This window comes from Ochrobactrum quorumnocens, assembly GCF_002278035.1.
Classification (GTDB): domain Bacteria; phylum Pseudomonadota; class Alphaproteobacteria; order Rhizobiales; family Rhizobiaceae; genus Brucella; species Brucella quorumnocens.
Window position 1 is genome coordinate 1,342,480 of sequence record NZ_CP022604.1, and the last position, 18,510, is coordinate 1,360,989.

Consider the following 18,510-nt stretch of genomic DNA (forward strand, 5'->3'; position numbering starts at 1 on the left):
CTTGGTGCAGATATGAGCTGGGCTGATGTGGCCAAGGTTCTGTTCTGATCCATACGGCCAACCTACTTGCAACAAAGCATGCATGAGCCTACATCGGCTCATGCTTTTCACCACTCCCCTCGTTACGGGCCGTTTAGAGCGGCGTTATAAGAGATTTCTTGCCGACGTTACGCTCGACGATGGTCGTTTTATTACTGCGTCGGTTCCCAATACCGGCTCCATGCTCGGCCTCACCACTCCCGGCTCTCGTGTCTGGTTGAGCGTGTCGGATGCTCCTAATCGCAAATACCCCCATACGCTTCAGATCGTTGAAGCCGACAACACACTTGTTGGGGTCAATACGGGTCTGCCCAACAAAATTGCAGAAGAAGCAATTCTATCAGGCATGATTCCCGATTTGCAAAATTACGGGCTTCTCAAGCGTGAACAGAAATACGGGCGCAATTCCCGCATTGATATTCTTCTCGATGAAGGAGATCAGCCCCGTGCTTATGTAGAAGTGAAGAATGTGCACTTCATTCGCACACCTACCCTTGCAGAATTTCCCGACACCGTCACTGCGCGCGGTGCTAAACATCTTGATGAACTTGTTGATATGGTATCCGCTGGCTATCGGGGCGTGATGGTGTTTATTATCCAGCGAAGCGATTGCAACAGATTCAGCATCTCGGGCGATCTCGATCCGACTTATGCACGCGCATTTGATCGCGCACGAGCCGCCGGGGTTGAGGCTTGGGCTATTCGATGCCAAATAACGGAAAACGGCATCGACGCTGAAACTGTGGTGCCAATAGAATATTAGAGCGTATCCCGAAAAGTGAGGAACGGTTTTCGGACTAAGATACGCGTTGAAATAAACGATAGGGCGCAGATCTGATCCAATCAGATCGAAATGCGCTCTGGAAAGACGGATCGAGATGGTGACTTATATAGAAGCGACAAGCGCACCTATGAAATACACAGGGCAAATCAGGCTGTATGGCCCAGATGCCTTTGAAGGTATGCGCAAGGTCTGCAACCTCACCGCCCGTTGTCTCGATGCATTGAATGACGTCGTAAAACCCGGCGTCACAACCAACGAAATTGACCGCTTCGTATTCGAATTCGGCATGGACCACGGCGCCTTCCCGGCGACGTTGAACTATCGCGGCTATACCAAATCAACCTGCACTTCGATCAATCACGTCGTTTGCCACGGCATTCCTGACGACAAGCCATTACGCGAAGGCGATATCGTCAATATCGACGTCACCTATCTGCTGGATGGCTGGCACGGCGACTCAAGCCGCATGTATGCTGTTGGCGATATCAAACGTGCTGCCGAGCGACTGCTTGAAGTGACGTATGAGAGCCTTCTGCGTGGCATTGCCGCAGTCAAACCCGGCGCAAAAACCGGTGCAATTGGCGCTGCGATCCAGACCTATGCGGAAGGCGAACGTTGCTCCGTGGTGCGCGATTTCTGCGGCCATGGTGTCGGCCAGCTTTTCCACGATGCTCCGAATATATTGCATTACGGCACCGTCAATGAGGGCGTCGAGATCAAGGAAGGCATGATCTTCACGATTGAGCCAATGATCAACCTCGGCAAGCCGGGCGTGAAGGTTTTGGCCGATGGCTGGACTGCGGTCACACGTGACCGCTCGCTTACAGCTCAATATGAGCATACTGTCGGCGTCACCAAAGACGGCTGTGAAATCTTCACGCTGTCGCCAAAGAATGTTTTCGGCCCGCCATCCATGCGGTAAAATGGGATTACATACTGTCTGTCTGTTTCTGCGGGGGTTTAAACAGAATGGCATCAAACAACAAAAAGCCTGGACGTCTCGACATTCCCGGCTTCAATGAAGGCATACAAATGGCGGCTTCGCTGGAGAAGCCGCACCATTTGGGTCACCGTGACCGGTTGCGTCAGCGTTTTAAAAACGCACCTGATGCATTGGCAGACTATGAACTGCTCGAGCTTCTACTTTTCAGGGTCATCCCGCGCGCAGATACTAAACCGCTCGCAAAGTCTTTGCTTACCCGTTTCGGATCTCTGGCCGAAGTTCTTGGTGCGCCTGAAAAACTGATTGCTGAAACACCTGGTGTCGGCCCTTCAATCGCCTTGGAACTTAAAATCGTCGAAGCAATTGCCAAACGATCTGCCCGAAGCATGGTGATGGAACGCGAAGTGCTCGGCTCCTGGAGCCAGGTCGTGCAATATTGCACGACAGCGATGGCCTATGAAACGCGCGAACAATTCCGGGTATTGTTCCTAGACAAAAAGAACCGCCTCATCGCAGACGAAGTGCAACAACAAGGAACTGTCGATCATACCCCGGTCTATCCGCGCGAAGTCGTGCGCCGCGCGCTCGAACTTTCAGCCACAGCAATTATTGTCGTCCACAACCACCCATCGGGCGACCCCACACCATCGCGCGCCGACATCGACATGACCAAGCTGCTGATTGACGCTGCAAAGGCGTTGAGCATTGCGGTGCATGACCACATCATCGTCGGTAAACACGGTCATATCAGCATGCGTGGGTTGAAACTGATTTAGAGCGCGTTCCAAAAAGCCTGAGCACAAATAATCAGAGCGCGTTTGCTCTGATTTCGACTTGCTGATCGTTACCTTTCATTAAGCATATGAACGAAAACGCAGTCCTCCCCCTACGAATTAGCTCGAATTTTCTTAAATTTGGACACAATCACAAGCGACGAAGCACACAGCTTGAGGGCTGGTCAAATCGCCTCCTCAATGAAGAGTTCAAGCATATTTCCCGCCGGCGTTTTTGACGGGAAAACTGGAGTAAAAAATGTTGAAGCGTTCATACATCGCCGCGGCGTTCGGTGCCGCAATTGTCGCCTTTGCCGGTCCATCCTTCGCGGCCGACATGATGGGCGGATCCGACTACACCTACAATGAACCCGTTGCGTCAGGCCCGCACGACTGGTCCGGCAACTATATTGGTGCTCAGATCGGCGCTTCTTCGTCCAGAGTTCCAGGCCCATTCACAAACCGCACTGGCTTCCTCGGTGGCGCAGTTGTCGGTAAGAACATGCAGAGCGGCAACGTCGTTTTCGGTGGTGAGCTGGAAGGCAACTTCGCAGAGGCTGAACACCGCATCGGTAACGGTGGCAGCCTTCAGCAGTCATGGAACGGCAATGCAAAAGGCAAAGTCGGTTACGCGTTCGACAAGACCCTTGTTTACGGCACCGCAGGTTACGGCGTAACCAAGTTCAAAGCCAAAGACGCAACCACTTCCGCTCCCGGTTGGGAAGGTGGCGCATTGATCGGTGCAGGTGTTGAGCAGGCGATTTCCGGCCCGATCTCGATCAAGGCCGAATATGACTTCCAGCGCTTTAACGACGTTAAATCCAAGGTAAACGGCGTTACCCAGTATAACAACCTGAAGAATCATTCGATCAAGGCAGGCGTAAACTACCGCTTCTAATATCTTTTGGGTGGAGTTCATTCTGTTTAAGCATTAGAGCATGCAATTTTTGCATAAAGGGCTGCACTCACCGTGCAGCCTTTTGTTTTTGCACCGTTTCCCAATTGAGAAATACCGCCTTCGATAGCAGAGAGCTTGACTCCATTAGCGGGCAACATCTTATATATCACGAGTTCGAGTGGGGCGCTCATCATCCGCAATTCTGAATTGAATTCCGTTTGCGTCGGCACCCTATTGCGGACGGGCTTTCAATTGGGCGGTGAGCTTACCCAACCGTTCAGCTAGGAATGTAAAATGCAGCGCGTTTTTGACGGACACAACGATGTCCTTCTGCGTCTTTGGGAAAACCAGCGTAATGGCGGTGACCCGATCAAGGAATTTATCAACGGCACAAAGATCGGTCACATCGATCTGCCCCGGTCGCAAAAGGGCGGTCTGGCTGGTGGTATCTGTGCGATCTATATTCCAGCAGGTCATCATATCGAGCTCGGTAAAGCCGATGAAAACGGTCACTATGAAACCCCGCTTTCACAACCGCTGGAGCGCGCACCGTCGCTCGACATTGCGATGGAATTCGCTTCTCTAGCGCTGCGCCTTGAAGAAGCTGGTGGTTGGAAGCTTTGCCGTAACGGTAAAGAGCTGGATGAAACGCTTAACAGCAACACGTTCGCCGCCGTATTGCATATGGAAGGCTGCGAAGCCATCGATGCTGATCTCGCCGCCCTCGACGTGTTCTATTCTGTCGGCCTGCGCTCACTCGGTCCAGTCTGGAGCCGGAACAATATTTTCGCGCACGGCGTGCCATTTGCCTATCCGATGAGCCCTGATACCGGCCCTGGCCTTACCGAAGCGGGCAAGCGGCTCGTCAAAGAATGCAATCGCAAGGGCATTCTGATCGACCTCGCACACATCACAGAAAAAGGCTTCTGGGATGTGGCTAAGCTGAGCGACCAGCCGCTGATTGCCAGCCATTCAAACGCGCACGCCCTCACGCCTGTTGCGCGCAATCTCACCGACCGTCAGCTCGATGCGATCCGTGACAGCAAAGGTCTTGCTGGCCTCAACTACGCGACCACCATGCTGCGCAGCGATGGCAAAGAAAACGCCAATACGCCGCTTTCAGATATGGTTCGCCACGTTGATTACATGGTCGAGCGCATGGGCATCGATTGCGTAGCACTTGGTTCCGATTACGACGGAGCAACTATTCCGAATGAAATCGGTGATGCAGCGGGTACGCAGAATCTCGTCACGGCACTCAGCAATGCAGGTTATAGTGATCAAGAACTGTCGAAGCTTTGCCGCGAAAACTGGATAAGGGTCTTGAAACAGGCCTGGCACGAAGCAGCCTGACGACCCATACAAAATCCCAAAAATAATCTAACTGAAAGGGAACTAAAATGATGCATTTCGGACGTTTTCGTATTCTCGCAGCCGGTGCTGCTCTTGCTGCTGTTATGGCCGCAAATCCGGCATTGTCGGCAACACCTGCCGATACGCTGGTCCAAGCATGGGCTATCGACGATATCATTACACTTGATCCTGCCGAATCGTTTGAAATCAGCCCTGCCGAAGTTCTCGGCAATGCCTATGACCGTCTGATTCAGCTGGATATCAGTGATACATCGAAGGTCATTCCGGGTGCAGCAGAAAGCTGGACAGTTTCAGATGACGGTCTGACTTATACGTTCAAGTTGCGCAAGGATGCCAAGTTTGCCTCTGGCAATCCGCTTACCGCAGCCGATGTCGCTTACACATTTGAACGTGGCGTTCGTCTCGACAAGGCACCCGCCTTCATCCTGACCCAGTTCGGCCTCACCGGCGAAAACGTTACGGAAAAGGCCAAGGCTGTTGACGAAACAACCTTTGTTCTTACCGTCGACAAGCCTTACGCGCCAAGCTTCGTGCTCAACTGCCTGACCGCCACCGTTGGCTCGATTGTCGACAAGAAATTGCTCGAAGAACATGCGGCTAAAGTCACCCCTTCGGACGATTACAAATACGACACCGATTATGGCAATGCATGGCTGAAAACCGGCTATGCAGGTTCCGGCCCGTTCAAGATTCGCGACTGGCGCGCCAATGAAGTCGTGGTTCTTGAGCGCAACGATAACTTCTACGGCGAAAAGGCAAAGCTTGCCCGCGTGTTCTACCGTCACGTCAAGGAAAGCGCCACGCAGCGCCTGATGCTCGAATCGGGTGACGTGGACGTAGCGCGTAATCTTGAGCCAGGCGATTACGAAGCCGTTCAGAAGAACGAGAAGCTCCAGACAGTCAATGCGCCGAAGGGTACTGTCTATTACATCTCGCTTAACCAGAAGAATGCGGAACTTGCCAAGCCGGAAGTTCGTGAAGCCTTCAAGTATCTCGTTGATTACGATGCAATTGGCGCAACCCTGATCAAGGGCATTGGCGAAGTCCGACAGACCTATCAAGCAAAGGGTGTACTTGGCTCGCTGGATGCCAATCCATACAAGCTGGATATCGACAAGGCCAAGGAACTGCTGGCCAAGGCCGGTCTTAAAGACGGTTTGTCGATCACTTTCGACGTGCGCAACACGCAGCCCGTCACGGGCATCGCCGAATCTTTCCAACAGAGCGCAGCCAAAGCAGGTATTAACATCAGCATCGTTCCAGGTGATGGCAAGCAGACGCTTACCAAGTACCGCGCTCGTAACCATGATCTCTATATAGGTCAGTGGGGCATGGATTACTGGGATCCAAACTCGAATGCCGAAGCGTTCACCTCCAACCCAGACAATGGCGACGATGCATCCAACAAGACGCTGGCTTGGCGCAATGCATGGGCTATTCCTGAGCTGACACAGCAGACGCAGGCAGCATTGCTGGAACGTGACGGCGACAAGCGCGCTGAACAATACAAGAAGCTGCAGCAGGAAGCACTCGACCAGAGCCCATTCGTCATGCTGTTCCAGCAGGTCGAAGTGGCAGGAATCGCGGGTAATGTGAAGGGTTACAAGCTCGGACCAACCTTCGATTCCAACTATCTTGCACCAGTCAGCAAAGACTGATCTGAAGAACGGTCAAAACATTGAGTATAACCGGCAATACCATTACCAAGCCGAGGAGCGCCAAAAGGCGCTCCTCAACCCTTATAGCAGCTATCGCCAGCTTTCTGGTGATCGTAGCAACAACTTATCTTGGCCTTCTGGCCGTGACATTCTTCATTGGGCGCGTTGTCCCGATTGATCCTGTTCTTGCAATCGTCGGCGATCGCGCACCTGCGCACGTTGTTGAACGTGTGCGTCAGGAAATGGGCTTCAACCTGCCCTATTATCAGCAGTTTTACCTCTATGTGAAAGGTGTGCTGCAAGGCGACTTCGGAACATCTGTTCTGACCACAAATCCGGTCATGACCGATATTCGCCGCGTTTTCCCGGCGACCATGGAGCTTGCAACCATCGGCACGATAATCGGCGCGCTGTTTGGCATTCCGCTTGGGGTTCTTGCGGCAGTCAAACGCGGCAGCATCATCGATCAGATCGTACGCATCATTGGCCTTGTTGGCTATTCGGTGCCGATTTTCTGGCTCGGCATGCTGGCCTTGCTGATTTTCTATGCCCGCCTTGGTTGGACATCCGGTCCCGGTCGCATCGACATCACCTTTGAATACACGTTCACGCCGATTACCGGATTTTACGTCATCGACGCGATCATTCAGCGCGACTGGGAAGCATTGCGTAACATCATCTCCCACCTCGTTCTGCCATCGGCACTGCTCGGCTATTTCAGCCTTGCCTATATCAGCCGCATGACACGCTCTTTCATGCTCAATGAACTCGAGCAGGAATATATCATTGCTGCCCGTGCCAAGGGCATTTCCGAAACGCGGATCATCTGGGGCCACGCTCTGCGCAATGCAGCCGTGCCGCTTGTGACAGTGATTGTGCTTTCCTATGCAGGTCTGCTCGAAGGTTCGGTTCTGACCGAAACCATCTTTGCGTGGCCCGGCCTTGGTCTTTACATCACGAACTCGCTGCAAAATGCCGATATGAATGCCGTTCTGGGTGGTACCATTATCATCGGTTCGGTCTTTATCGCGCTCAACCTTGTGTCCGATCTCCTGTATCGGCTCCTTGATCCGAGGACGCGCGTAAGATGAGTCAAATGACAGACACTTCAAATCTTTCATGGCGCGAATGGTTGCTTTCCGAGCGTCCACAATCCCGCATGCAGGCCCGCATGGGTCGTTCCTACATGATCTGGCGTCGATTTACCGCGAATAAACTCGCGGTAATTGGCCTGATGATTATCATCGCACTGGTTCTGGTTGCAGCCTTTGCAAACGTGCTCGCACCACATTCGCCGACTCAAGGCGATCTCGCCAATGCGCGTCTCCTGCCACCAGGCACACCGGGTTATCTGCTTGGCACTGATGATCAGGGACGTGATATTCTCTCCCGCCTGATTTTCGGCTCCCGCATCACGCTTTACGTGGTGCTGCTCGTCGCGGTTATCGCGGCGCCTATCGGCCTTTTGGTCGGGACGGTTGCAGGCTATGCTGGTGGATGGGTCGATGCCGTTCTTATGCGCATCACCGATATTTTTCTTGCCTTCCCAAAACTTATTCTGGCGCTCGCCTTCGTTGCGGCATTGGGACCGGGTATTGAAAACGCCATCATCGCAATCGCGATCACCTCATGGCCGCCTTATGCGCGTATTGCTCGTGCAGAAACGCTGACCGTGCGCAATTCTGATTATATTTCCGCTGTTCGTCTGATGGGGGCTTCGCCTTTCCGCATCGTTTTGCGGCATATCATGCCGCTCTGCACTTCGTCGCTGATCGTTCGTGTGACGCTTGATATGGCAGGCATCATCCTGACTGCAGCTGGCCTCGGCTTTCTTGGTCTCGGTGCTCAGCCGCCATTGCCAGAATGGGGTGCAATGATTGCATCGGGTCGCCGCTTCATCCTCGACCAATGGTGGGTTGCTGCCATGCCAGGTATCGCGATCCTCATCGTCAGCCTTGGCTTCAACTTCCTCGGCGACGGCCTGCGTGACGCGCTCGATCCGCGGGGTAACAACCAATGAAGCCACTTCTGACAGTTGATGACCTGCGCGTCACCTTCCCCACGCGTACCGGTGTGATTGAAGCCGTACGTGGCGTAAGCTTTACGCTCGGTCGCGAACGTTTGGGTATCGTGGGTGAGTCCGGATCGGGCAAATCTCAGACCGGGCGTGCGATCATGGGGCTCACGCCTCCACACGCTCAGATCACCGCAAAAACATTGCAGTTCGATGGTATCGATCTGTTGGACATCTCGGCTCGCGAGCGTCGCGCATTGCGCGGTGGCCGCGTTGCCATGGTGCTTCAGGACCCCAAATATTCGCTTAATCCGGTAATGACCATCGGCAAGCAAGTCGCCGAGACCCTCAAAGCCCACGGCAAATATAGCAGCAGTGAAATTCGCAAGCGTTCGATTTCAATGCTTGAAGCGGTACAAATTCGCGACGCTGAACGCGTCATGAAGCTCTATCCGCACGAAGTTTCGGGCGGTATGGGACAGCGTGTCATGATCGCCATGATGCTCGTTGCAGAACCTGAACTGCTGATTGCCGATGAACCGACATCAGCACTCGACGTGACGGTTCAGCTTGAAGTGCTTGGCATTCTCGACAAGCTGGTGGCAGAACGCGGCATGGGGCTGATCTTCATCAGCCACGATCTGCGTCTGGTCTCGTCCTTCTGCGACCGCGTCATCGTGATGTATGCGGGCAAGATCGTTGAAGAGATTGCAGCAAGCGATCTCGCCAACGCAAAACACCCCTATACACAAGGACTGCTGAATTGCATGCCCAAGATCGGAGCGGATCAACATCCCCTGCCTACCTTGCAGCGTCAGGAGGCATGGCGGCTATGAGCACAGCATCAGCACTCAGCATTGATAAGGTCGATGTATTCTTCGATCATTTCCACGCGTTAAAATCTGTCAGCATTGATGTGGCGCGTGGCGAATCCTATGGGCTCGTTGGCGAATCCGGTTCGGGTAAATCCACCCTTCTGCGCGCAGTCGCAGGTCTTGCACAGGTTGATGATGGCGAAATCCGCATTGATGGGAGTTTGCTCAAAACACCGCGTGACAAGGCGTTTTATCGCACTGTTCAAATGGTGTTTCAGGACCCATACGGCTCCCTTCACCCACGCCAGACAGTCGACCGTCTTTTGCTCGAACCACTCGCCATTCATGGCGTGGAAGACAGCGAAAAACGTATTGTCCGCGCATTGGATGAAGTGGGCTTGGGTTCAGGCTTCCGTTTCCGCTATCCCCATCAGCTGTCCGGTGGTCAACGTCAGCGTATCGCAATTGCGCGGGCATTGATTGTTGAACCGTCCATCCTGCTTCTTGATGAACCAACTTCGGCACTTGATGCTTCTGTTCAGGCGGAAGTGTTGAACCTGCTTGAACAAGTACGTCGTGATCGCAAGCTGACTTTCGTCATGGTAAGTCATGACCTTGCAGTCATTACTCATATGTGTGACCGGCTTGCGGTCATGCGCAATGGCGAAGTTGTGGAGCAACTGGAGGCTTCTGAATTGGTAAGCGGCAAAATCAATGCCGACTATACCAAGAACCTGATGCGAGCCAGTGAAGGCTTTAGACGCTAAACATTAAGGGGACCAGAAGGTCCCCTTTTTACTATTCGTCTGAGCCGCGGCGCGCATTGTCACCATCCTGACCGCGCCGCCAATAAGCAACAATCAATTGTTTATCCTTCGGGATGTTCCGTTCTTTGCGCATATAGGTGCGGATCGAGCGGAATGCATTAAACTCACAAGCAGCCCACACATAAATGCTCTCTTCGCCCTCCGGCAGCTCCACGGCACGAACCGCATCCTGCAAAAGGGTCGTTGTGCCTGCTTCCGCTCCCTTGCGGTGCAGCCATTGCATATCCACGTCGGCGCGGGACTTAATCGCCTGTTCTTCCGCCTCACTGTCGATTTCGATGCGGACGACTGCCTTGGCACCTTCTGGCAATCGCTCAAGAATGCGGCCAATCGCCGGAAGTGCTGTTTCATCACCGGCCAGCAAATACCAATTTGCATCATCGGCTGCATCACCGCCGCCGGGGCCTGTCATCCCGACAATATCGCCCGGCTTGGCGCTAATCGCCCAGCCGGAACCCGGCGCATCGCAATCATCGCCATGAACAACCATATCGATATCAACCCAGCCTGCCTTCGCATCAATCTGGCGGATCGTATAAACGCGGGTAGCAAGCTTGGCATCACCATCGGGCCAGACAGGGCGACCATCTTCGCCCGAGACTGGCCATTGCGGCTTGGCAAGGCCCTTTGGAGGAAACAGCAGGCGAATATGCAAGCCTGTATGAGCGAAGCGAGCCAGTTCGCTACCCTTCAGCCGTACGCGACGCATGTGCGGTGTAACATTGCTGACGGCAACAACCTGCATTTCGCGGAAATAGGGCAGCGGCAAACCAGCAGCACCATCACCTTCCCAGATGATCTTTGGCTTTGGGCTTCCCTTCTCAAGAAACTCAAGCACATGTTCAGCGATGGAATATTTCATATAGGCAAGACCGGTTTCGTCACCGCTCTTTACGTCCACACTGACAGTCTCGTCGTCCCACTGCACATCTGCCTGACCGAAGCTAAGAACCAGCTTTGCGCTGCCCACCTGGCGTTCAACGTCAGCATGTTCAACAAAATGATCCAGCAACTGATTAACGATGCGATCAGGATTGTTGAGTGCGATACGGGTATTGGCGTTCAGGCCCAAATCAGACATGCCTGCTCTCCTATTTTTAACGGTGAGCAAGCCTTACCTGAATTTAAGATGACAATTCAAGTCATCTTTTTTCGATCAGCGCGGTTTGATGCCGCAATAAATTGTGACAGGCAGCGCCTGACGCCATGCATCAAAAGAACCAAGAACGCCTGCTTGTGCAACCTGCAGGCGGGTAAGTTCACCGCCATGCTGTTGATGACAGCTGAAAAGCTGCATTTCGCTTTGCAATGTCACCGCATTGGCAACCAAACGCCCGCCGGGCTTCAGTGCATTCCAACAGGCTTCAATCACACCGGCATCCGTTACACCGCCACCGATGAAAATTGCATCCGGCGTTTCAAGGCCATCTAGCGCTCCCGGCGCTTCGCCTTTTACAAGCTGTAAGCCAGGCACACCCAGCGCGCGTGCATTGCGCTCAATCACGCTCGGCCGGTTTTCATCGGTCTCAATAGCGATGGCGCGGCAAGACTGATGAACACGCATCCATTCAATACCAATAGAGCCGCAACCTGCGCCAACATCCCAAAGAAGCTGCCCCGGAAGGGGCTGCAACCGAGACAGCGTCACAGCACGAATATCGCGTTTGGTCAGTTGTCCGTCATTTTCAAAAGCTGCATCGGGTAATCCACTGACGGGTGAGAAAACAACAGCATTTGACGCGGCGATGCATTCAATTGCCATCACGTTGAGATCTGCACAGTTTACATGCGACCAGTCTTCCGCCCGACCGCTGATGCACTTTTCATTTGGTCCGCCCAAATGCTCAAGAACCGTCAGGCGACTTTGACCAAAGCCTTTGTTTTTCAGAAGGGCGGCGGCTTTTGCAGGTGTCGTGCCATCATTGCTGAGCACAAGAATTTTCTCTCCCGGTAAAATATGCGGTACTAGCAATTCAAACGGACGCCCATGCACGCTGACCGTTCTCGCCTCCTGTAATGCCCAAACCATACGGTTTGCGGCCAGCGACAATGAGGATGGAAATGACATGACGTGCATTTCCTGAGACGAGAAATGACGGCTTAGGGATGCGCCCATGCCAAAAAACATCGGATCGCCGCTTGCCAGTACCACAACCTGTCTGCCGCGCTGCGCCTCGATCATTGGAAATGCATTATCGAAAGGTACTGGCCATGAAACTCGCTCGGCTTTGACCTCATCATCGAGAAAAGCCAGATGCCGCTTGCCGCCAAAAATGATGTCCGCATTGGCAATGGCGTTCCGTGCTGTCTCGCCCAGCCCTGCAAGACCGTCTTCGCCAATACCGATAACTGTAAGCCAGCAGCCCATAAGCATTGCTCCTTTTTCCTGTTCGTATGGCGGCGCAGTAGCAAGCGCAAGCAGGAAGGCGTATAAGACCGTCATGTTAAGCCAGCAAACAGCCCCAACCGTTCCCTTGAGAGCAGACAGGCGCAATGCCTGCCCCGGCCTATCGCGCATGGTCATGGCAAAAGATGGTGCAATCGCTCGCGTCAAGCTTCCCTTGGGACGGATCAATGCTACCGAAGCACGTTCGTTGGCCGAAATTGCAAAAGAGTTTGGAAACGGCACTATCGAGCTTTCGATTCGCTCCAACATCCAGATACGCGGCATCGCGCCCTCCAATTGGGATAAAGCGATAACAGCGCTCTATGATGCAGGTTTTGGCGCGGATAATCCGTCGGCCGATGACATTCGCAATGTAATGGTAAGCCCCACCGCATCAATCGATCGCACACAGCTTGCCGATACCTCCCGCCTTGCGACCTCGTTGCTGAAAATGCTTGAAGGCACGGAAAAATATCACGCGCTATCGCCGAAGTTTTCTTTCCAGATTGATGGTGGCGAAGACTGTGCCATGATTTCGCATACCGGAGATATCTGGCTCTCATCACTGGAAGGCGGCGCCCATTATGCCGTTGGTCTGGCATCGTCACCAGACACCCCGCCTGTCGGCACGGTCGCACAAGCGGAAGCGCTTTCCTTGATCGAAGCGCTGCTTGATTTGTTTCAGAGCCTCGCGGCAACGGGTGTGACGCGGATGAAGCACCTTTTTGAAACCTTGCCACAAGAGCAATTTCTGCGAGAGTTGCCTTTTGAACTCTCCCCCGCTCCGACTTGGAAACGAAAGCCGCCAAAACCCTTTTCATGGCTTGGAACCCATTCGCAAAAGGGTGGACACTTCTATGCAGGTGCAATGCCACTTCTCGGAAGATTGCAGACGGAACAATTGCATAAGCTGGCCCAGCTTGCGGAGAGCGCGAATGGCGGCGAAATTCGCCTCACGCCATGGCAAGGCGTTCTCCTGCCAAACATCGAGCAGGCAGACTGCAACCGGATCACAACCACATTGGACGAACTGGGGTTGGCAACATTGCCAGAAGCGCCACAGGCGCGCCTTCGGGCCTGTTCCGGCTCTGCTGGCTGTGCTTCCGCCCTTGCGGACACTTTAACCGATGCTGAGCGTCTCGCTGGCATGCTCATCGCAGGCAACAAGCAGGTCCATATTACGGGTTGCGCCAAATCCTGCGCAGCACTTTCTCCCCTGCCTCACACGCTTTTGGCGCGTTCGGATGATCATTATGATCTCTTTTCGCAAGACAGCGCTGGACCATTGCGTTTCGGGCAGCTATTGGCCTCAAACATCACCATTGACGAGGCTGCGTTTATTTTAAACGCCCGAAATCTATAAGAGCGTATCCCGAAAAGTGTGAAGCAATTTTCGGGCAAGATATGCGTTAAACAAATAGGTAGAACGGACGCCATGACAGACTATATCCGCGATGGACAGGCCATTTATGACCGCTCCTTCGCCATCATCCGTTCTGAGGCCGATTTGAGCCGCATTCCCCCCGATCTCGAAAAGCTTGCCGTACGTGTTGCTCACGCATCCGGCATGGTCGATATCGTTGAAGACCTCGTCTTTTCGGATGGCGCAGGGCAAGCCGGGCGAGATGCACTCTTTAAAGGCGCGCCAATCCTCTGCGATGCACGCATGGTCGCAGAAGGCATCACTCGCTCACGCCTGCCAGCCAACAATGAAGTTATCTGCACACTGAATGATCCGTCCGTGCCGGAACTGGCGAAGAAGATCGGCAACACGCGCTCTGCCGCAGCCCTTGATCTCTGGCTTCCACATCTTGAAGGCAGCATCGTTGCCATCGGCAATGCGCCCACCGCCCTCTTTCGCCTGTTTGAAATTTTGGACAATGGTGCCCCTAAACCAGCCCTCATCATCGGCATGCCGGTCGGTTTTGTGGGTGCAGCCGAATCCAAAGATGAGCTTGCTGAAAATAGCCGTGGCGTACCCTTTGTTATCGTGCGCGGACGTCGCGGTGGCAGCGCCATGACCGCAGCCGCTGTCAATGCACTTGCTTCGGAGCGCGAATAATGGCGCCAAAAGGGAAGCTTTATGGTCTGGGCGTTGGCCCCGGTGACCCTGAACTTATCACGCTTAAGGCACTCAGACTGCTTAAATCCGCGCCCGTAGTCGCCTATCATGCGGCAAAGGGTAAAAAGGGCAATGCGCTGACGATTGTGGAAACCTATCTGTCGCCTGAACAGACGCTGGTGCCGCTCATCTATCCGGTGACGACGGAAAAACTGCCCGCTCATATGGATTACGAGCAGATCGTCAGCGATTTCTATGCAGAGATCACTGCAACAATCGCAAACCATCTCGACGCTGGCCGCGATGTCGCTGTAATCGCCGAGGGCGATCCGTTCTTCTACGGCTCGTTCATGTATATCCATGACCGATTGGCCGAAAAATACGAAACCGAAGTCGTGCCGGGCGTTTGCTCGGTCTTGGGTGCCGCTGCCGTGCTTGGCGCACCGCTCGTCTATCGCAATCAGACGCTTTCAATCCTTTCGGGAGTTATGACTGCTGAGGAGTTGAAACAGCGGCTCGCCGGCAGTGAAGCCGCTGCCATCATGAAACTCGGCAAAAATCTGGACAAGGTTCGCGATGTTCTGAGCGAGCTTGGGTTGATGGATCGTGCGCTTTATATCGAGCGTGCTACTATGCAGAACCAGCGTATTGCGCCTTTGGCAGAAGTCAGCGGCGGCGACTGTCCTTATTTCTCGATCATTCTGGTTCCAGGCAAAAAGTGGAACGGTGCATGAAAGCAGCCATTCTCGTTCTTGGCGAAGCTGCAACTTCCACGGCACGCAACATACAATCTAGACTTAGAAATGCTGAAATTCTGGGGCTGGAAAATCGCGTTACGAGCGCAGACAAGCATTTCACACATTTCGGCGACACGATACGTGCGCTCTATGAGGAAGGTCGTCCGATAATCGCGCTGTGCGCCGCTGGTATCATCATCCGCGCACTCGCTCCTCTTTTGCAAAACAAACGGATAGAGCCTCCGGTTCTGGCCGTTGCAGAAGATGGTAGCGCTGTCGTGCCATTGCTTGGCGGCCTTTCCGGCGTCAATGATCTGGCGCGAACCATCGCTCAGGCGCTTGAAGTGCCCCCTGCTATCACCACGACGGGCGAATTGCGGTTTGGCATCAATCTGCTCCATCCACCGGCTGAATTGACCCTCGCCAATCCCGAAGCTGCCAAGACCTTCATGTCCAATCTGCTGGCGGGAGAAAACTTGCGCGTCAATGGCAGCTCGCGCTGGCTCACCGCATCAAAACTACCGTTATCTGACAATGGTCAACTGACAATCAGCATCACGCCTGAAACGCGTGCGCCGCAGACTAACGAGCTGATATACCATCCGCGAACGGTTGCCGTGGCGATTGATAAGCCCGGCGAAAACCTCGTAAGCCTTATCGAGCAAACACTTGATAGTTCAGAGCTATCAAAGGATTCACTTGCTCTTCTTCTCGTCCACGAGAAAGACTGCGCTTCACCCCATATTCATCAGGCAGCACAAATACTCAAAGCACCGCTGCGCATTGTTTCGGGCGTGGATGATCTGGCAACGGTATCCGTCGAAAACCCGCAGCACCTTATCAAATCCGATAGGCTGACACTGGCCATTGCAGCAACACCAGCCGATGTTCTCTTCATCGGACGCAATCGCGGCAAGCTGACTGTGGTTGGCCTTGGCCCCGGTGCACGAGACCTAATGACACCAGCCGTTCAGCGCGATCTGGAACGCGCCGAAGATGTGCTTGGCTATGAAACCTATGTGCGCATGGCTGGCCCATTTCGCGATGATCAGATCATCCACATGACTGACAATCGCGAGGAAATGCAGCGCGCGCGTCATGCCTTCGAACTCGCTGCTTCAGGCCGTGATGTGGTAATGGTTTCGTCAGGCGATCCCGGTGTGTTTGCCATGGCAGCGGCAGTTATCGAAGCGCTTCATGAATCGTCTGATCCGGCATGGCATAGTGTTGAACTCGTGATTCAGCCGGGGATTTCAGCCGCTATGGCTGCAGCTTCCCGCATCGGCGCACCACTTGGGCATGATTTCTGCATTATCTCGCTTTCTGACAATCTCAAGCCCTGGGATGTCATTGAAAGGCGTCTGGCGCTCGCAGCACAAGCTGATCTCGCCATGGCTTTCTACAATCCGATATCCAAAGCCCGTCCGCATCAGCTCGGTCGCGCGCTGGAAATTCTCCGGCAGTATCGTGTTGCTGAAACGCCAGTCGTGCTCGGTCGCGATATTGGCAGGCCCGCCGAAACTACGCGTGTCACAACGCTGGGTGAACTCACACCCAAAGACGTCGATATGCGAACTGTGGTGATTGTCGGCTCGTCCCATACTGAGCGCTTTTCTCGCGTGGACGGCGGCGAATGGGTTTATACGCCGCGATGGTATGGCGAGAATCCGGACAAATAAACAGAAACAAAAGGCAGGGAAATCCCTGCCTTTTTAATAATTTAGATCCGTTTATTGAATCATTTCTTCTTCGACTTCTTCGGTGTAGCTGGAGCAGCCGATGCGGTCTGAGCTGCAGCGGCTTCGGCTGCGATCTGGTCTGCGCTCTTTGGCGAAGTATCGATAACCGAACGAACCGAACCGTTTGCAGAAACCTGACAAACCGCCGTGCGCAGATCCACCTTCAGGTCAACATCCGTACCGCCGCCAGCGCCCGGACGGGAATTAACCGCGCTGATGACGCGTTCAGGCAGGAAATACTTGTTGGCAGCTGCAGTGATACATGGCTGAGCCAGCGAAGAATCTACCGATGAGGTCGGAACGAAACGTGGCAGCGATATGCTTGATGCAGTGACCGGTGCCTCGGACTTGCCGGGAACCGTCGCATTCTGCGTGGTCGTCGTACAAGCGGCAGCCAGTGGAGCCAGCATAGCAATGACAAAGAAACGGGCTCCGATGCGGGTGCGTCCGTACATGATCAACCTCTTACGATCTGCTGATTAGGTAAAATTTTAACTGAGATAACTATTCGGTTTTTGCCGATTGTCGAGTGGCAGGAAGGCCACAATGCTGGTTTTTCGTTGGGCATCCCCAACAGCGTCATCATTGTTTCGTGAATATCCAGTTCAACATCTCCCGCCAGTCGCTCATGCGGATAGGCGTTCCATGGTTTCCGCTTTCAAAACGACGAAACTGCACCGGATAACCCGGCGCTTTCTTGCGTATATCCCGATAGAAAGCTTCCTGCTTGTCGATTGCGAAAACCGGATCGCGACTACCATGTCCAAAAAAAACCGGCACACGCTTCTTGAATGCAGGTGATTTGAAAAAATCATTGTCCCATAATGATCCTAACAGGATCAGGCCAGAAAGTTGATTAGCCGTTTTATCATTCGAAGCGATCCGCCAGCAAAGTGCCCCCCCCTGTGAGCCACAAGCAAGAACAACCGGCGCGGATGGCGACATTACCTTCGCAGCTTCAATAAGTCCCGCGATCTGCGCCTCGCCTGTAGCCGCAAAATCCTTGAAGTCCGGCGTCAAATAAAGCCCGCCATTGAGTGCGGCTAAGTTCTTCACACGGTTGAAATTACCGCCGAAGGTAAAATCATTCATGCCTTGCAGACGATTACCGCCGCGTCCATGCAGATAAATGACGATAAAAGCCGCACCTTGCTGCTTTCCGGCCGCCATCGCCTTTACCGGACCAGCAGCGGTCTGAAACGTGAGATCTTTTTGATAGGCCCGCGCCTTCAGCGAAACATAGGCATCCTTCACGCGCTTTTCGGGAACAGCATCGCGACCATTGATGTCGCGCATTTCGTTGTAATCAATGACTTTATAATCGCCATTATCAGCGCTGCTCAACACACCCGGATAGGCAAAATAATTGTCTTTGAAAGGCGGAAGTGGACCTTGCGCATGCGCCGAACTGGAAAATACCAGTAAAAACGCTGTAACTATTCCTACACGTTTGCGCATTGC

General features: G+C 53.6%; 18 protein-coding genes. 14 read left to right on the plus strand and 4 right to left on the minus strand.

The window, feature by feature from the left end; translation table 11 throughout:
• Nucleotides 1–100 precede the first annotated feature (100 nt).
• The 10 genes from sfsA to CES85_RS16070 all read left to right on the plus strand — a co-directional run bounded on the left by sfsA (nt 101) and on the right by CES85_RS16070 (nt 10,065).
• Nucleotides 101–802: a DNA/RNA nuclease SfsA gene (gene sfsA, locus CES85_RS16025; RefSeq protein ID WP_095446846.1), complete on the plus strand. Its 702-nt coding sequence runs from the start codon at nt 101–103 to the stop codon at nt 800–802.
• 115 nt (nt 803–917) lie between these two features.
• Nucleotides 918–1,745, plus strand: coding sequence for a type I methionyl aminopeptidase (map, locus tag CES85_RS16030; RefSeq protein WP_095446847.1), 828 nt, complete (start codon nt 918–920; stop codon nt 1,743–1,745).
• A 47-nt stretch (nt 1,746–1,792) separates the two neighbouring features.
• Complete coding sequence (gene radC, locus CES85_RS16035) at nt 1,793–2,542, plus strand: RadC family protein (protein ID WP_095446848.1); 750 nt, start codon at nt 1,793–1,795, stop codon at nt 2,540–2,542.
• Between the two features lie 256 nt (nt 2,543–2,798).
• Entirely contained in the window at nt 2,799–3,437 is a 639-nt protein-coding gene (locus CES85_RS16040) for an outer membrane protein (protein WP_095446849.1), read from the plus strand.
• A 294-nt stretch (nt 3,438–3,731) separates the two neighbouring features.
• A complete protein-coding gene (locus tag CES85_RS16045) occupies nt 3,732–4,790 on the plus strand; it encodes a dipeptidase (RefSeq protein WP_095446850.1) in 1,059 nt (352 codons plus the stop codon).
• 47 nt (nt 4,791–4,837) lie between these two features.
• Nucleotides 4,838–6,469: an ABC transporter substrate-binding protein gene (locus CES85_RS16050; RefSeq protein WP_095446851.1), complete on the plus strand. Its 1,632-nt coding sequence runs from the start codon at nt 4,838–4,840 to the stop codon at nt 6,467–6,469.
• A 41-nt stretch (nt 6,470–6,510) separates the two neighbouring features.
• A complete protein-coding gene (locus CES85_RS16055; RefSeq protein ID WP_095447915.1) occupies nt 6,511–7,560 on the plus strand; it encodes an ABC transporter permease in 1,050 nt (349 codons plus the stop codon).
• Nucleotides 7,557–8,489 carry an ABC transporter permease gene (locus CES85_RS16060; RefSeq protein ID WP_024898948.1) on the plus strand — a complete coding sequence of 311 codons (933 nt, stop codon included), beginning with the start codon at nt 7,557–7,559 and terminating at the stop codon, nt 8,487–8,489. The genes CES85_RS16055 and CES85_RS16060 overlap by 4 nt, the downstream gene beginning before the upstream one ends.
• On the plus strand, nt 8,486–9,319 hold the full coding sequence (locus CES85_RS16065) for an ABC transporter ATP-binding protein (RefSeq protein ID WP_095446852.1): 834 nt from the start codon (nt 8,486–8,488) through the stop codon (nt 9,317–9,319). The genes CES85_RS16060 and CES85_RS16065 overlap by 4 nt, the downstream gene beginning before the upstream one ends.
• The gene (locus CES85_RS16070; RefSeq protein WP_095446853.1) at nt 9,316–10,065 is read left to right on the plus strand and encodes an ABC transporter ATP-binding protein; all 750 of its coding nucleotides are present in this window, start codon (nt 9,316–9,318) and stop codon (nt 10,063–10,065) included. Before CES85_RS16065 ends, CES85_RS16070 begins: the two co-directional genes overlap by 4 nt.
• Nucleotides 10,066–10,096: 31 nt before the next feature.
• On the opposite strand, the gene CES85_RS16075 is transcribed toward CES85_RS16070, so the two are convergent.
• Together CES85_RS16075 and cbiE are read right to left on the minus strand one after the other, a co-directional pair.
• Nucleotides 10,097–11,206 (minus strand): siderophore-interacting protein, encoded by a 1,110-nt coding sequence (locus CES85_RS16075; RefSeq protein WP_095446854.1) that lies wholly within the window; start codon nt 11,204–11,206, stop codon nt 10,097–10,099.
• 75 nt (nt 11,207–11,281) lie between these two features.
• On the minus strand, nt 11,282–12,493 hold the full coding sequence (gene cbiE, locus CES85_RS16080) for a precorrin-6y C5,15-methyltransferase (decarboxylating) subunit CbiE (RefSeq protein ID WP_095447916.1): 1,212 nt from the start codon (nt 12,491–12,493) through the stop codon (nt 11,282–11,284).
• Between the two features lie 73 nt (nt 12,494–12,566).
• On the opposite strand from cbiE, the gene cobG reads away from it, so the two are divergent.
• The 4 genes from cobG (at nt 12,567) to cobJ (ending at nt 16,989) form a co-directional block, all read left to right on the plus strand.
• The gene (gene cobG, locus CES85_RS16085; protein WP_095446855.1) at nt 12,567–13,874 is read left to right on the plus strand and encodes a precorrin-3B synthase; all 1,308 of its coding nucleotides are present in this window, start codon (nt 12,567–12,569) and stop codon (nt 13,872–13,874) included.
• A 72-nt stretch (nt 13,875–13,946) separates the two neighbouring features.
• Nucleotides 13,947–14,573, plus strand: a complete 627-nt coding sequence (locus tag CES85_RS16090) for a precorrin-8X methylmutase (RefSeq protein ID WP_095446856.1) — start codon at nt 13,947–13,949, stop codon at nt 14,571–14,573.
• Nucleotides 14,573–15,307 carry a precorrin-2 C(20)-methyltransferase gene (locus CES85_RS16095; RefSeq protein WP_095446857.1) on the plus strand — a complete coding sequence of 245 codons (735 nt, stop codon included), beginning with the start codon at nt 14,573–14,575 and terminating at the stop codon, nt 15,305–15,307. Before CES85_RS16090 ends, CES85_RS16095 begins: the two co-directional genes overlap by 1 nt.
• Entirely contained in the window at nt 15,304–16,989 is a 1,686-nt protein-coding gene (gene cobJ, locus CES85_RS16100) for a precorrin-3B C(17)-methyltransferase (RefSeq protein ID WP_095446858.1), read from the plus strand. The genes CES85_RS16095 and cobJ overlap by 4 nt, the downstream gene beginning before the upstream one ends.
• A 59-nt stretch (nt 16,990–17,048) precedes the next feature.
• On the opposite strand, the gene CES85_RS16105 is transcribed toward cobJ, so the two are convergent.
• Together CES85_RS16105 and CES85_RS16110 are read right to left on the minus strand one after the other, a co-directional pair.
• On the minus strand, nt 17,049–17,504 hold the full coding sequence (locus tag CES85_RS16105; protein ID WP_095446859.1) for a hypothetical protein: 456 nt from the start codon (nt 17,502–17,504) through the stop codon (nt 17,049–17,051).
• A 127-nt stretch (nt 17,505–17,631) separates the two neighbouring features.
• Nucleotides 17,632–18,507, minus strand: a complete 876-nt coding sequence (locus CES85_RS16110; protein WP_095446860.1) for an alpha/beta hydrolase — start codon at nt 18,505–18,507, stop codon at nt 17,632–17,634.
• Nucleotides 18,508–18,510: the final 3 nt, after the last annotated feature.